Source organism: Chryseolinea lacunae, assembly GCF_016735595.1.
In the GTDB taxonomy this organism is placed as follows: domain Bacteria; phylum Bacteroidota; class Bacteroidia; order Cytophagales; family Cyclobacteriaceae; genus Chryseolinea; species Chryseolinea lacunae.
In genome coordinates this window covers 120,426-136,071 of record NZ_JAERRB010000009.1, presented here as the reverse complement: position 1 = coordinate 136,071, position 15,646 = coordinate 120,426, and the positions used below count along the sequence as shown (strand labels likewise).

The 15,646-nt window shown below is 51.6% G+C and carries 13 protein-coding genes; 11 read left to right on the top strand and 2 right to left on the bottom strand.

Annotated features, from left to right (window positions below; genetic code table 11):
* Nucleotides 1–24 precede the first annotated feature (24 nt).
* Together JI741_RS22630 and JI741_RS22625 are read left to right on the top strand one after the other, a co-directional pair.
* Nucleotides 25–1,665: a CotH kinase family protein gene (locus JI741_RS22630; RefSeq protein WP_202013701.1), complete on the top strand. Its 1,641-nt coding sequence runs from the start codon at nucleotides 25–27 to the stop codon at nucleotides 1,663–1,665.
* A 47-nt stretch (nucleotides 1,666–1,712) separates the two neighbouring features.
* Nucleotides 1,713–2,480 (top strand): type III pantothenate kinase, encoded by a 768-nt coding sequence (locus JI741_RS22625; protein WP_202013700.1) that lies wholly within the window; start codon nucleotides 1,713–1,715, stop codon nucleotides 2,478–2,480.
* A 30-nt stretch (nucleotides 2,481–2,510) separates the two neighbouring features.
* Here the strand turns inward: JI741_RS22625 and JI741_RS22620 are convergent, their stop codons facing one another.
* Both JI741_RS22620 and JI741_RS22615 read right to left on the bottom strand, forming a co-directional pair.
* The gene (locus JI741_RS22620; protein WP_202013699.1) at nucleotides 2,511–2,861 is read right to left on the bottom strand and encodes a hypothetical protein; all 351 of its coding nucleotides are present in this window, start codon (nucleotides 2,859–2,861) and stop codon (nucleotides 2,511–2,513) included.
* Nucleotides 2,858–5,305 carry a penicillin acylase family protein gene (locus tag JI741_RS22615; RefSeq protein ID WP_202013698.1) on the bottom strand — a complete coding sequence of 816 codons (2,448 nt, stop codon included), beginning with the start codon at nucleotides 5,303–5,305 and terminating at the stop codon, nucleotides 2,858–2,860. Before JI741_RS22615 ends, JI741_RS22620 begins: the two co-directional genes overlap by 4 nt.
* 134 nt (nucleotides 5,306–5,439) lie before the next feature.
* Between JI741_RS22615 and JI741_RS22610 the strand changes: the two genes are divergently transcribed.
* From JI741_RS22610 to JI741_RS22570, 9 genes are all read left to right on the top strand, one after another.
* Entirely contained in the window at nucleotides 5,440–5,979 is a 540-nt protein-coding gene (locus tag JI741_RS22610; protein ID WP_202013697.1) for a KdsC family phosphatase, read from the top strand.
* Between the two features lie 306 nt (nucleotides 5,980–6,285).
* The gene (cysC, locus tag JI741_RS22605; protein ID WP_202013696.1) at nucleotides 6,286–6,879 is read left to right on the top strand and encodes an adenylyl-sulfate kinase; all 594 of its coding nucleotides are present in this window, start codon (nucleotides 6,286–6,288) and stop codon (nucleotides 6,877–6,879) included.
* Nucleotides 6,880–6,930: 51 nt separating this feature from the next.
* The gene (gene cysD, locus JI741_RS22600) at nucleotides 6,931–7,836 is read left to right on the top strand and encodes a sulfate adenylyltransferase subunit CysD (RefSeq protein WP_202013695.1); all 906 of its coding nucleotides are present in this window, start codon (nucleotides 6,931–6,933) and stop codon (nucleotides 7,834–7,836) included.
* A 72-nt stretch (nucleotides 7,837–7,908) separates the two neighbouring features.
* Nucleotides 7,909–9,168 (top strand): sulfate adenylyltransferase subunit CysN, encoded by a 1,260-nt coding sequence (gene cysN / locus JI741_RS22595; protein ID WP_202013694.1) that lies wholly within the window; start codon nucleotides 7,909–7,911, stop codon nucleotides 9,166–9,168.
* Nucleotides 9,169–9,177: 9 nt separating this feature from the next.
* On the top strand, nucleotides 9,178–9,942 hold the full coding sequence (cysQ, locus tag JI741_RS22590) for a 3'(2'),5'-bisphosphate nucleotidase CysQ (protein WP_202013693.1): 765 nt from the start codon (nucleotides 9,178–9,180) through the stop codon (nucleotides 9,940–9,942).
* Nucleotides 9,943–10,119: 177 nt separating this feature from the next.
* Nucleotides 10,120–11,067 (top strand): GDP-L-fucose synthase, encoded by a 948-nt coding sequence (gene fcl, locus JI741_RS22585; RefSeq protein ID WP_202013692.1) that lies wholly within the window; start codon nucleotides 10,120–10,122, stop codon nucleotides 11,065–11,067.
* Between the two features lie 41 nt (nucleotides 11,068–11,108).
* A complete protein-coding gene (gene gmd, locus JI741_RS22580; RefSeq protein WP_202013691.1) occupies nucleotides 11,109–12,227 on the top strand; it encodes a GDP-mannose 4,6-dehydratase in 1,119 nt (372 codons plus the stop codon).
* Between the two features lie 158 nt (nucleotides 12,228–12,385).
* The gene (locus tag JI741_RS22575) at nucleotides 12,386–13,180 is read left to right on the top strand and encodes a polysaccharide biosynthesis/export family protein (RefSeq protein WP_202013690.1); all 795 of its coding nucleotides are present in this window, start codon (nucleotides 12,386–12,388) and stop codon (nucleotides 13,178–13,180) included.
* A gap of 2 nt (nucleotides 13,181–13,182) precedes the next feature.
* Nucleotides 13,183–15,618 (top strand): polysaccharide biosynthesis tyrosine autokinase, encoded by a 2,436-nt coding sequence (locus JI741_RS22570; protein WP_236676228.1) that lies wholly within the window; start codon nucleotides 13,183–13,185, stop codon nucleotides 15,616–15,618.
* Nucleotides 15,619–15,646 lie beyond the last annotated feature (28 nt).

The following is a 15,646-nucleotide window of genomic DNA, read 5'->3' as shown; positions in this document are numbered from 1 at the left end:
CGGGGAACATAAGAAGAACCCCGCATGCGCGAAAAGATTTTACTGAGCTTTATACTGGTCATGGCGAGTGTGCCGATCCGGGCGCAGGATAACGCGGTGAACTTCACCAGTTCAAACCTGCCAGTAATCGTCATCCAAACCCAAGGTCAGGAAATCGTGGACGATCCGAAGATCACGGCCGACCTGGGCATCATCGACAACGGCGTGGGTATGCAAAACAAACCCACCGACGCGTTTAATGTATACAATGGAAAGATGGGTATTGAAATCCGTGGTTCGTCATCGCAGATGTTTCCCAAAAAACAATACGGCGTGGAACTTCACGATGCCAACGGCAAAGACCTGGAGACTGCGCTTTTTGGATTTCCAAAAGAAGAAGATTGGGTATTTTTTGCGCCTTACAACGACAAGACACTCATGCGTGATGTGCTGGCCTATAAACTGGGCCGTGACCAGGGACGTTATGCACCCCGTACAAAATTTTGTGAGCTGGTGATGAACGACCTGTATAGGGGAGTGTATGTGGTGATTGAAAAAGTGAAACGCGACAAGGGCCGTGTCAACATCAATAAACTGGACCCCGACGAAACTTCGGGCGACAACCTTACCGGTGGCTACATCATCAAGATTGACAAAGCTACGGGCGATAGCGGCGAGGGATGGATCTCTTCACACAAGCCCAGGCCCACCGCGTGGCAGAATGTGAACTTTCAATATGAAGAGCCGAAGTATGACGCGATAGCTCCGGAACAAAAAACATATATCCAGGACTATGTGAAACAATTTGAAGATGCTCTGGCTGGAGATAGCTTCAAGGACGCTGAGAAGGGATATGCCAAGTATATCGATGTGGATTCGTTTGTCGACTTTTTGCTGATGCAGGAGATGACCAAGAATGTGGATGGCTATCGGCTCAGTACTTTTTTTTACAAACAACGCGACTCCGACGGTGGCAAACTGACGATGGGGCCGTTGTGGGATTTTAACCTGGGCTTTGGCAACGCCGACTATTGCACCAAGGGTGAGCCCGAGAATTTTGCATTATCGTTCAATACGGTATGTTCCGACGACTACTATCAGATCCCCTTCTGGTGGGGACGCTTGCTGGAAGATCCGGCCTTCAAACAAAAACTTGCCTCGCGCTGGACGAACCTGCGCACCACAACCTGGAAGGAGTCGGTGGTGCTGACCTATGTCGACTCCGTGGCCACGGTGTTGAACGCCGGTGCGCAACAGCGGAACTTTGAAGCGTGGCCCGTGCTGGGCACCTATTTGTGGCCCAACGACTACGTTGGAAACACCTACCAGGATGAAGTGAACCACCTGAAAGACTGGATCGGTAAACGCATGGCATGGCTCGACAAAAACATTCCGCAACTTGTGACTGATGTTGCTCCGGCGGTTCGTGCCGAAGGCGCAGCGTCGCTTTACCCCAACCCCTTCAGCAAAATGTTGACGCTGGACTATGCCGTGCAGAAGCCTGGCGAAATCAATCTGAAGATGTATGACGCCCTGGGAAGACTGTCGCACACGGTGGTGGTCAATGCGGTGCAAGCTGGCCACTATCAGTACACCTGGCAGGTGGAGGCGCCGCAAGGTTTTTATTATTACACCGTGCGCCAGGGAAATCTTGTGCTGGGGCAGGGCAAAGTGGCACAACAATAAAAGTTTTACAGCGTATTTTTAAAACATACTTTCTAAAATCGTCACCTATGCTATTGGCGTTCGACATCGGGAATTCAGACATCACCATTGGTCTTCATGCCGGAACCGAGTGGAAGCCGGTGTGGCGCGTGCCGTCGCTGCCCGACTTGCAGGAAACTTTTTATGCCATGAAAGTGCGCGAACATTTTTTGGAGAACCGGCTTGGGGTTGGCGATGTGAGTCACGTTGTGATTAGCAGCGTGGTGCCCGACCTCACAGGAAAGATTGTGCAGGTGGCCCACATGCTCTTTGAAAAAGAACCTGTGGTGCTGGGGCCGGATGTGTATTCGCGGCTGCCGATAAAAATATTGCGTCCCTACGAAATTGGGGCCGACCTTGTGTCGAATGCGCTGGCGGGGTTCACGTTGTTCAAGCGGAGTTGTGTGGTGGTTGATTTTGGAACGGCCCTCACGTTCACAACCCTGGCGAACGACGGAGAAATATTGGGCGTGTCTATCGCACCCGGACTGAAGACGGCCATCAAATCGCTTTCCCAAAACACAGCAAAACTTTTTGACGTGCCACTAACCATGCCCACGTCAGTGTTGGGACGAGGCACTGTGCATGCCATTCAGGCGGGCGTGCTGGTGGGCTATGAGGGCATGGTGAAACACATGCTGCAACGCATCAAAGCTGAATTGAAAGATGATGGATTGAAATCGGTCGCAACCGGCGGGCTGTCGTCCATAATTCCTTCGCTGAAAGAAACGTTTGATGTGATGGACCCTTTCTTAACACTAAACGGGCTGAAGCTGATCAGTGAAATGTATCGTTGATTAAAATCCATCGTGGCGCGCAACGTTTCGTCAATAATATTTCATCTTACGTTCATACCTCAACAACGATCCCGTTAACGCAGCGAAACCTCCAACCAGCCCTCCCAGGAATGCGGTGAGCAACATGAGCAGAAGTTTGTTGTTCAGCATGAGTATTTCGGCCACGCGTGCGGAAAGATCGGATGCTGCAACGGCATCGGTCCACCAGGCTTTCACAAACCACAACAGGCCAATGGCAATGAACCCCGCGAGAAAGTTGGCTTTTGATTTGAAAAAGTAGCCCATGGCAAACGCCGCCACGGCCAGGCTATACCAAGGAAAAAAAAGCTGTGCAATATAGGCCGCTACAACGATGGCAACAACTTGCGTGATAAACTTCATGGCTGAACAGGATTGAGTTGTGTGGTGAAGGAAATGGCCTGGTCTTGTGTGGCCGATGAACGAAGAAACGGAATGGGAAAATACTGACCATCTACCCACGGCTGCAGCATGTCTTTGAAATGCGCGCTGCCGGGATTGCCCGACTGACCACCCGGATAGATGCCCCACATTTTGACCCCCGATTTTTCAAGGCTGGTGATCATGCGCCACGAGGGGCCATGCGTGCGCGAGTGCGCGTTGATGATGTCGTGGTTGCCGCCCGCTTTCACATGCACGCCGAGCGCTGGCACGCGCATGATGTGGCCCACGTAGCCGTCTTTGTAGTCGCCCCAGTCTACGCGTGCGCTGCCATGCTCTTTTTTCCACGCCTCTACATACGCCACACTTTTCACAAAGGCTTTCTGCAAAACTTCTTTTGCTGTTTCTTTTTCGGGTGTTCCCTGGATGTCGAAGAAGGGGAGCGCGGGATTTTGTTTTAGCAGGTAAAGGGTTTGATAGGTAGTGGGGTAGCTTATGGCGATCCGGGTCATCTCATCCCAAAGCATGGGTGTGAGATGGTCAAACCAGCATTCGAAGTAGGATGCTCCTTCCGATGTTTTGTCGTTTATGAAATTCCAGGAGGCGAGAAGGTCGCGCGCTTTTTTCTCGGTGGGGCTTAGCTTCATCGAATCCAGAGCCTTCAGAAAATAGGGGAGGCCTTCGGAGGCGGGCATGTTGAAGTTGTCGGTTTGCATCTTCATCATGTCGGCAGGTGTGACGTGTTGCATGCCTGCGAGCAGCGTGTTGATGCGGCGGTTGCGATAGGCTTCGAAACTGTTGCCGGTGATGTAGTAGGGATAGGTGGCGTCGGCAGGGATCTGATTGGCGGAGCTCACAAAACCCCGTGCGGGATTTTTGTCCATCACATTCTGATCGAAGGGAATGAATGCCTGCCAGCCGTTGGCGCTGCGGGTGCCATCCATCACGAATTTTCCTTCGAGCGCACGGCGCACCGGATATTTCCCCTGCACGCGCATGGCGATGTCGCCTGCCGTTGAGGCGAACACGAAATTTTGAGCAGGCGCTTCGTAGTGATCCAGCGCGGCCATGTAGTCGGCGTAGTTGTGCGCACGATTCAGTTTATAGAAGGCGAGGAATTCGTTGGATGCGTCGTGGGAAATCCAGCGGAAGGCATAATATTTTTGATTGGATTCGGGATGATAGGTCTCGTCGTAGGTGACCGGTCCCCAATGGGTGTAGAGCACGGTGTCGTAGAACACTTCGGTGCCGCGGACCTTGAAAGACTCTACCACTTTTTTGGTGTCTACCCAGTTTCCGTCGAGCATGTATTTCGCGTGTGTCTTGTCCTGGAAGGTGATCTTGAACCAGTCTTCGAGGTCGCGTTGCGCGTTGGTCTCGCCCCAGGCCACCGAGTCGTTGCAGCCGATGATCACGCCGGGTGCGCCGGGCAGCGAGGCGCCGAGTGTGTTCACGCCCGGTGCAGAGAGTTGAATGCAATACCACAGCGAGGGCAGGCTTAGGTTGAGGTGCGGATCGCTGCACAGCAACGGTGCGCCACTGGCGGTCTTGCTGCCACTCACCGCCCAGTTGTTGCTGCCCGTGGTGGGATCGGCGTGGGGAAGTTTTTTGATGCCGATCAATTCCGGCGGAAGGGCAGACGGTACGCTGTCGAGTGTTACGGGGTTAAATTTCCAGCCGCCGGGTTTGTCTACAATGGGGTCGCTCACGGCCTCACGGTCGGGGTAGAGCAACTCCACGTTATCAAGGCCAAAGGCTTTCAGCGCCGTGGTCATCTCCATGTCTTTGTCATCAAGATTGAGGCTTTGGGCCATGCTCTTCAGCAGTAGCGCGCATTTGAAGTTTGACCACGGCTCGGGTGCGTAGTGGAGGAGTTTGTATTCGAAGGGCAGGTCGGCATAGTGCAGCGACTGAATGTAGGCGTTGATGCCGGCGGTGTATTGTTCCACCATCGCGCGGGTTTGCGGGTTGCCTTCAAAGGCTTGCTGGGCCTTGACGGCGCCAAAGACAAGTCCCAGGCGACGTTGACCCCGGTCGTAGTCGAGCACGGCGTTTTGCGGACCAGGCCCTGTGATTTCCGAAACTCTTCCCGCTGCGGCGTGCGTCTGAAATTCCATTTGCCACAGGCGGCTTTGGGCTGTGATGTAGCCTTGTGCGAAATAGAGTGAAGCTTCGTCGGGAGCGAAAATGTGGGGAATGTTCAGGCTGTCGAACGACACCGTGACGGCCGCTTGCAGGCCTGGGATGGACAGCGAAGCTTCCCGGTGTGGAGCCGCGGGTTCGAGGTTATGCCAGAAGCCCTGAAATGGATCGAGAAAACGCCCCAAGGGCGGAATGGGACTGCCGCCCACTTCCCACCGGTGATCTAAACCATAGACGAGTGCCAGCGTGATGGCCAGCGACGCAACAAATTTGTAGAGACGCATAATACAGGTTTAACCTGTTTCCTCGCATTTCCGATGGAGAGGGGAGCAACGGGGAAATGGAGTTTTGAAACAGAGAGGTAAAATAAAAAGCTTTTCCTAATTTTCGGAAGGTTACACCGAAAATCTACGAACGTTTGAAAATCATTTTATCCTCCTACAGCAAAGAGCAAGTGAAGCGGGCCGGCAACATCAAAGCCATTTTCTTTGATGCCGACGGCGTGCTGAGCGACGGCAAAATCATTTATGACGAGAATGGCAAGGAAACCAAGAACTTCAGTGTGAAGGATGGGTTCATCATGAACCACCTGAAGAAAGCGGGCATCCTCACCGGCATCATCTCGGGCCGCGACTCCGGCGCCACGGCCAAACGCGCGGCGGAGTTGAAACTGGATTTTTGCCACCAGGGCATCATTGACAAAGCCTCCGTGTTCGAAAAGCTGGTGAAGCACTATAAGCTGAAAATGAAGGAAGTGGCGTTCATCGGCGACGACATCAACGACCTGCCCGTGTTGCGTCTGGCCGGTCTCAGCGTTTGCCCCAACGACACGTTTGAGTATGTGAAGCAGGAGGTGGACGTGGTGACCCGCGCCAAAGGAGGCGAAGGCGTGGTGCGCGAGGTGGCCGATCTGGTGTTGGCCGCCCGGGGTGAGATGGAAAAAATTGTGAGAGGGTAGAGGCTGTCCAATCTGAACGATACACCGCGGCTCCGCTATGCGAAACAACGTGACCATAAATTTGAAGCGTCGTCAGAAATATTCGTTTGAAAACCTGAGCGTCACGACAAACAACGTCTAATTCAATCCACTACGACGATTGTCGATCTTTCATTTGCTTGAAGTGCAATGCCAACAACCGTTAGTGAGAGCATTTTTCCAAAATCCCCACCTTGTAGTTTTATCCATTCCTTATACCTTTGCCCGGAATTTAATATAGTAAAACACTATAGAATAAGTAGACTTTAGTGTATTAAAATAACAGGCATGAATCACCTTTATCCCATCAAAACCAAAGTCAGCAAGGAACAACGTCAGCAGGTGTTGAATCAGCGGGCCACGGTGATCTGGTTCACGGGCCTGTCGGGATCCGGCAAGTCTACGCTGGCGGTTCAACTGGAGGCGCAGTTGCATGCGCTGGGTTTCAAAACCTATCTGCTCGACGGCGACAACATTCGCACAGGCCTGAACAAAGACCTGACGTTTACGGACGAAGGGCGTGTAGAAAACATCCGCCGCATCGGAGAGGTTTCGAAGTTGATGACCGACGCAGGCGTCATTGTGCTGTCGGCATTCATCTCACCCTTCAATGCCGATCGCGACCAGGTGAAGGAAATTGTGGGTGCAGAGAACTATATCGAAATCTTTGTGGATGCGCCGCTGGAAGTGTGCGAACAGCGCGACGTGAAGGGATTGTATAAGAAAGCCCGCGCAGGTGAGGTAAAGAATTTCACGGGCATCGATTCGCCCTATGAAACACCGCTGCGTCCTGACCTGGCGGTGCCCACGGGGCAGTGGAGTGTGGAGGAGTCGATCGAGAAGCTGATGGCGTTTATTTTGCCGCGCATCAAATGGAAGTAACCCACAGCCGTGGGAAGCGTACGTATATAGAAGTTTGTAATAACATCGCGAATGAGTCAATATTATCTTAGTCATTTGAAGGAGCTGGAGGCAGAGGCGATCTTTGTGATCCGTGAAGTAGTGGCACAATTTGAAAAGCCGGCCTTGTTGTTTTCGGGCGGGAAAGATTCCATTGTGCTGGCCTATTTGTCGCGCAAGGCGTTCGCGCCCGCGCGCATTCCGTTTCCGCTGGTGCACATCGACACCGGTCACAATTTTCCGGAGACGATGGAATATCGCGACTGGCTCGTGAACGAACTCGACGTGAAACTCGTGGTCGGTTCTGTGCAGGAAAGCATCAATAAGGGTCGTGCCAAGGAGGAGACCGGCTGGAATGCCAGCCGCAACGCACTTCAAACCGTGACACTGCTCGACACCATTGAACAACATAAATACGACGCCGCCATGGGTGGCGCACGACGCGACGAAGAAAAGGCACGTGCCAAAGAACGTTTCTTCTCGCACCGCGACGAGTTTGGCCAGTGGGACCCCAAGAACCAACGGCCCGAACTCTGGAACCTCTTCAACGGACGCAAGCACATGGGCGAACACTTCCGTGTGTTTCCCATCAGCAACTGGACGGAGATGGATGTGTGGCAATACATTTTTGCCGAGAACATTCCCATCCCATCGCTCTATCTTTCGCACGAACGCGAGGTGATTGTGCGCGACGGCGCCATCCTTTCCACATCGCCGTGGCTGAAGCTGAAAGAAAATGAAGTGCCCTCAAAAAAAATTGTGCGCTTCAGAACCTGCGGCGACATGCCCATCACCGGGGCTGTGGAATCGGAAGCCGACACCGTGGAGAAAATCATCGAAGAGATTGCCGCCTCGCGCAAAACCGAACGCGGCACACGGGCCGACGACAAGCGATCGGAAACCGCTATGGAAGACCGCAAGAAAAGCGGCTATTTCTAGACTGCCCTGCACACCTCATCCGAAGCTAGCGGAAGGGAACAGGGCATCGCTTAACATTTTGAAACACGCATCATGAACTACCACCAAAATAATCAACTTCTTCGCTTCACCACCGCCGGCAGTGTAGACGACGGCAAGAGCACCCTCATTGGCCGGTTGCTATACGACAGCAAATCTATTTTTGAAGATCAGCTTGAAGCCGTAGAAGCCTCCAGCGCGAAGAAAGGTTTCGACTATGTGGATCTTTCGTTGCTCACTGACGGCCTGAAGTCGGAGCGGGAGCAGGGCATCACCATTGATGTGGCCTACCGCTATTTTGCCACTCCGAAACGCAAGTTCATTATCGCCGACACACCCGGCCACATTCAATATACCCGCAACATGGTGACGGGCGCGTCGACCGCGAACCTCGCGCTCATCCTCATCGATGCGCGTAAAGGACTGGTGGAGCAAACACATCGCCACTCGTTCATTGCATCGCTGCTGAAGATCCCGCACGTGATTGTGTGTGTGAACAAGATGGACCTGGTGGAGTATGCGGAAGATGTATACGAGAAAATTGTAGAAGACTATAAAGCATTTTCCTCCAAGCTGGAGATATCCGACATTCAGTTTGTGCCCATCAGCGCGCTGGTTGGCGACAACGTGGTGCACCGTTCCGAGAACATGGAGTGGTATCAGGGCGCTACGCTGATGCACATGCTGGAGACGGTGCACATTGAAAGCGACTACAATCACATCGACAGTCGTTTCCCCGTACAATATGTGGTGCGCCCGCAGTCGAAAGAACACCACGATTTTCGTGGCTATGCCGGGCGTGTAGCTGGAGGTATTTTCAGACCCGGAGAAGATGTGCTGGTGCTGCCTTCCGGTTTCACATCGAAAATCAAATCCATCAACCTGGGAGGAGAGGCGCTCGAAGAAGCTTTCGCGCCCATGTCGGTGACCATCACCCTCGAAGACGAGATCGACATCAGCCGCGGCGACATCATTGCCAAGCCCAACAACCATCCGAACGCCGATCAGGACGTGGAGCTGATGTTGTGCTGGATGAACCAACGTCCCATCAGCGTAAACACAAAACTTTTTGTGCGCCACACCACCAAAGAAGTGCGCGGTGTGCTGAAGGAAATACAATACAAGCTCGACATCAGCACCCTGCACCGCATCGAGAACGTGAACGAGCTCACCATGAACGAGATTGCCCGCGTAAAAATCCGTACAGCCCAACCGTTGACATTCGACAGCTACCGCCGCAACCGCATCACCGGCAGCGTCATCCTGGTAGACGAAGGCACAAACGAAACCGTGGCTGCAGGCATGATTATCTAACCCCGTCACATGAACCTGGCATCGCTACTTCCCCTGGCCCTGGCCGCCGCCGAGAAGGCCTGCGACGAGATTCTGACGGTGTATCGTTCAGGAGACTTTCAGGCCGAGGCCAAAGGGGACAACAGCCCCCTGACCCTTGCCGACAAAAAAGCACACGAGGCCATCAGCCATTTGCTGTCGCCTTCGTCGCCCTTTCCCATTCTTAGCGAAGAGGGCAAAAACATTCCCTACGCCGACCGAAAAAACTGGGACTACTTCTGGATGGTAGACCCCCTTGACGGTACAAAGGAATTTCTGAAGCGCAACGACGAATTCACGGTCAACATCGCCCTCATCCACCAGGGCCGGCCCGTGCTCGGCGTAGTGGCCGTGCCCGTGACCGGCGACGTTTTTTATGGCGCCGAGGGGCATGGAGCCTTTGTGAAGCGTAACGGCCAGACCATGCCCATTGCTCGGCGCCCAGCGGCCGACCTAAAGCAGCCAAACCTGAAAGTGATAGCCTCCCGCTCGCACCTGAGCCCTGAAACAGAGGCGTTTATCAACACCCTGACGCAACCCGCGCTGGTTTCGGCCGGCAGCAGCCTCAAATTCATGCTCCTCGCCGAGGGCAAAGCCGACGTCTATCCCCGCCACGCCCCCACCATGGAATGGGACACCGCCGCCGCCGACGCCATTGTGCGCGAGGCTGGGCTGCAGGTGAGGCTGGCAGATGGGGCCGGGGTGCTTTCTTACAATAAGGAAAATCTATTGAATCCTTATTTTCTGGCGTACTGAACCGCCCCAGGCATGGGCACTCATCCCAATCCAGGCTGATGTTTTGTGTTATTGGTTAAAAATGTCCGCTCATTCCCTGGTGGTCATCAGGCATTACGTGACTTTACAATGGTAAAATCTTTGGTAACTGGTATATTTGCACCCGGATTAAACCATTGATGAGGAATTAAGTATTTCATGGAGAAGAATGCTAAGATTTATGTGGCGGGCCATCGCGGCATGGTGGGGTCTGCCATCTACCGGAAACTACAGCAGGAGGGGTATGCTAACCTTTGCGCTGCTACATCCAACGAACTGGATTTGAAGGACACGCAAGCCGTTGACCGGTTCTTTCAAAAAGAGCAACCCGAATATGTGTTTCTGGCGGCGGCAAAAGTGGGAGGCATTCTGGCAAACAATAACTTTCCGGCCGACTTTTTATACGACAATCTGATGATCCAGAATAATGTGATCGAGGCATCCTATCGCTATAATGTCAAGAAATTGTTGTTTTTGGGTTCGTCTTGTATCTATCCCAAGTTTGCACCCCAGCCTATTCATGAAGAAAGTTTGCTCACATCATCGCTTGAGCCAACGAACGAGGCCTACGCCATAGCCAAGATTGCCGGGGTGAAACTTTGCCAGGCGTATTCCAAACAACACAACCGCCATTTCATTTCGGTTATGCCCACAAACCTCTATGGTTTTGGCGACAACTATCATCCCCAAAACTCTCACGTTCTGCCAGCCCTGCTGCGTCGCTTCCACGAAGCCAAAGAGCAGGGATTGGATGAGGTGGTAATCTGGGGATCGGGCACACCCTTGCGTGAATTTATGTTTGCCGACGACCTTGGTGCGGCCTGCCTGTTCCTGATGCTGAACTACGATCAACCCGATATCGTGAATGTGGGCACAGGCGAGGAAGTATCCATTCTGGACCTCGCGCACCTTATTGCTGAAACGGTGGGCTTTAAAGGTCGTGTGGGGTTTGACAAAACCAAGCCCGACGGCACACCCCGGAAACTTATGGACTCGGAGCGGTTACACAAGCTCGGCTTCCGGCATCAAACCTCTTTGAAAGAAGGCATACGGATCACCTATCAGGATTTTCTGGAGAAGATCGGTGCGTATAGTGTAGTGAAATAAAAAAGATCATCGACCGGCAACGGTCGACGCAAACCATACCTATGAAAAAAGCATTTATTACAGGCATAACCGGACAAGACGGCGCCTACCTTGCAGAGTTTTTGTTGGATCGCGGCTATGAAGTGCACGGCCTGAAGCGGAGATCCTCTCTGTTTAATACCGCCCGTATCGATCATATCTATCAAGATCCACACGACAAGGGCGCCCGCATGAAGCTGCACTTTGGCGATCTGACCGACTCGACCAACCTGATCCGGTTGATACAAGAAATTCAACCCGACGAAATTTACAACCTGGGGGCTATGAGCCATGTGCGCGTGAGTTTTGAAATGCCCGAATATGTGGCCAACACCGATGCTATTGGCACATTGCGCATTCTCGAAGCCGTGCGTCTGCTCGGCCTTTCGGAGAAGACACGCATCTATCAGGCGTCAACGTCTGAGCTATACGGAAAAGTGCAGGCGATACCGCAGTCTGAGACCACCCCTTTCTATCCGCGTTCGCCCTATGCCGTGGCCAAGATGTATGGCTACTGGATTACTGTGAACTATCGCGAGGCCTACAACATGTATGCGTGCAACGGCATTCTCTTCAACCACGAGTCGCCGCTGAGAGGCGAAACGTTTGTGTCGCGCAAGATCACACGCGCTGTAGCCCGCATGGTGCTGGGTTTGCAGCAAAAGGTATACATGGGCAACATTGACGCCAAACGCGATTGGGGCCACGCCAAAGATTATATCGAAGCGATGTACCTGATCCTCCAACAACCGAAAGCCGATGACTATGTTATTGCCACCGGCGAGACCACTTCGGTCCGGGAGTTCATTATCCGCGCTTTCGCGCATGTGGGAGCAACCCTCGTGTTCAAAGGTCAAGGTGTGAATGAAGTGGGCATCATCGATTCGGTGAAAAATGTGATTGAAGGCAACGCGCTGAAACCAGGCGATGAAGTGCTGGCAATCGACCCTCGTTATTTCCGTCCCACAGAAGTGGACCTGTTGCTGGGCGATCCTACCAAATCGAAACAAGTGCTTGGCTGGAAACCGAAGTATGATGTGAATGCCTTGCTTCGGGAGATGGTGGATGCCGACCTGGACCTGATGCGCGGGGAGAGTCACTTGAAGCAGGGAGGGTTTAGGGTTTATAATTTCCATGAGTAGGGAGAACCTTGTCAGAGGTTTCGTCCTGGCATACGGAACTTGGGCGGAGTGTAACGAAGCCCAACCTAAACCAAGACAAACGTTGCTGAAGGTTCCGACTTAAATCATACATATCGCGTATATTTGCCTCGTTTGGCAGTTTAAAACCGACAAAATAAATGACCCGTATCTGGCTTTTCATTGGGCTAGCCCTCTTGATTTTAAGTTCCTGCGTGCCCAACCGAAAACTGGTGTACTATCAGAAGGATGATTTGAAGCACCGGAAGGAGATTCCGCGCGATACGGTGTTGCGTAGGCATGCCTTGAACATACAGGAGTATCATATTCAACCCCTTGATCTGCTCAGTATTAATTTTGAAACTCTGACGGACGAGAGCGATGCGTTTGATTTTCTTTCAAAGCTGACACCTCAAGTTCGGGCTGGAGGTGGCATTAGTAACTCATCTGCAAACGGCATCCTGGTTAATCGCGAGGGGTATGTTGAATATGCGGTGCTCGGCAAATTAAAACTAGCCGGGCTCACGCCCTTCCAGGCAGAAGATTCGATCCGGGCCAGGGCGTCGAAATATATGCCCGATGTGATTGTGCGTGTGCGGATGCTGAATTTCCGGTTCACGCTACTGGGCGAGGTTTTGAGGGAGCAGACGGTGATCTCTACAAACACACGGCTCACGATGAGCGAGGCGCTGGGTTTGGCAGGCGGATTAACGGAATTAGCCGATAGAACTCTGGTGAAGGTGATCCGGCAACGTGGGCCTGAGACCGAGGTGTATTATGTGAACTTGCTGGAGGAGAAATTTGTAGAATCTCCCTATTACTACGTGCAGCAAAATGATGTCATTATCGTGCCTCCGCTAAAGCAACGCACGTTTAGAAAATATTTTACATCGAACCTGGCGATTGTTACGACAGCCATATCCTTTGGTCTATTAATTGTCACCCTTACCCGATAATCTTGAATACAAATCGTTCCATAGCTGATTTTCCGGAGGTTGGCACGGGTCCTGTGAAGGAATCTGCAGGAGGCATACAGATTAATTTCAAACGCGTACTGGACCGTGTTTTGCGTTTCTGGTATTTTATTTTGCTTTCACTTTCCGCCGCCCTCATTATCGCCTACGTTGTTAACCGTTACAGTACCAGAATTTTCCCCGTAAAGGCTTCGATCATTATAAAAGAGAACGAAGAAAATGCAGGCGCTAAATTTCTGTATAACAACGCGCTGATTAACCCGTATCGTAATTTTTACAACGAGATCTACATCATGAAATCCTTTCCGCTTCTTCAGGAAGTGTTGGAGAGTCTTGGATTTGATGTTTCGTTTTACCGGGAAGGGGAGATTTTGACAACCGAGTTTTACGATTCCGATTTTCCGGTTGCATTCTCCATTCTTCCGGGAAGTAAGCCTCCCTATGGCAAGTCGATGTATTTTGAAGTGAAAGATGCCCGAACGTTTTCACTTCAATACCTGACCGAAGATGCGTCACAGTCGGGCAAAGAATTTTCGCAACTGCATTTTAATGATACAATCGCCATAAATGGATTCAGGTTGTTCGTTGCTTCGCGGGGTTCGGTCGAACATTTGATTGGAAAAAACTTTGTGGTGCGTTTTAATGACCCACTTTGGCTGGCGAAGCAATATTCCAGCCGGTTAACGGCCACCTGGTCTACCGTTGGCGCCTCTGTGGTGGATCTTGAAATCAAAGGCCCCGTAGCACAGAAGGAGATTGACTTTCTGAACAAGTTCATAGAACGCTATCAATTTTACGACATTGAAAAAAAGAACAAGGTAGCCACCATGGCCATCCGGTTTTTGGATGAACAACTGCTGTCGATTGGCGATTCGCTGGAACACTATGAAGACCAGGTCGAGAATTTCAAACGACGAAACATCATCACTTCACTCGAAGAGGAAACTAACCGGTTGTATTTGAAGGTTCAGAGCTACGAGGAGCAGAAATTCCAATTCCGGTTGTTGGACAACTATTTCAGCTATGTTACAAAGCTCCTGAAAAGCGACCAGTACGATGGCGTTTTTACTCCGGCCAGTGTAGGAATCACAGATAATATTGTGTCGAACCTGATCGCCGAAGTGATTGAGTTGCAGACACAAGTCAACATCTACGAGGGCAACATGGAGAAGGGTGTTAACAAGTTACAGGATAATCCACGGTTGAATGATAAACTTGCTCGCATAGAATATTTGAAGAAAGATATTCTAAAGACGATTGAGAACACCCGTAAAACGCAACAGATCAATATTCAATTTATTGACGACCAGATTAAGCTGGTGGATGAGCAACTGGCAAGATTGCCGAGCACGCAACGCGAACTGGTCACGATCAAGCGTAATTATTCACTAAAGGAAAACCTTTACGTGTTCTTGTTGCAAAAACGCACGGAGGCAGGGCTTTCAAAAGCATCGACAACATCTGATATTGTTGTTGTGAACCCGCCGATGGCGGGAGGAGCCATTACGCCGAAAACGGATCAGAACTATGCACTCGCCGCAGGGGTAGGGATTTTTTTGCCGATCTTCATTTTTGTCTTACTGGAAGTTCTAAATAACCGGATACAATCCAAAGACGACATTGAGAAGATCACCAGTGTGCCCATCATCGGAGCCATTGGTCACAACCAGGCTGCCGATCCACTCATTGTGTATAACAAGCCCCGTTCTGCATTATCCGAATCTTTTCGCGCGTTGCGGTCGAACCTCAATTATTTTACGGGCAATAAGGACAAGCAGGTGTTTATGGTGACGTCGTCTATACCCGGAGAGGGGAAGTCGTTCACGAGTTTGAATCTGGCTACGGTTTTGGCGTTGGCAGGCAAACGCACCGTCATTGTCGGTGCCGATTTGCGAAAGCCAAAGTTATATGATGACCTGTCGTTGAACAATGATGTTGGCCTTAGCCAATATTTGTCGGGCCTGGTAAAGCTTGACGATGTGATTCAGCACAGTGCCATCGAAAATCTTGATTTGATTGCGGGCGGTCCAATGCCCCCAAACCCGAGTGAGTTGTTGATTCGCCCGGCGATGGCCGAATTGGTTGTAGAGTTGCGCACCCGGTATGATTTTATTGTGATGGACACACCGCCATTGTCGTTTGTTACCGACGCCTTCGTGTTAGCAAACTTTGCTGATCACAGCTTGTTTGTGATACGGCAAGACTATACACCCAAGGCAGCACTGCAGGCCGTGGATGAGTTTTACAGCACGGGTAAATTGCCACGGATCAGCATACTCTTTAATGATTTGCGCAAGACGGGTATGGGCTATGGGTATGGCCATGGCTACGGGTATGGCTACGGGTATGGCTATGGCTATGGCTATGGTTATCGCTACGGCAAGGATAAGAAAACGGACGCAGGATATTACTCGGATTGAAGTAGCTGTGAGAGTTGAGAAAGAAAAA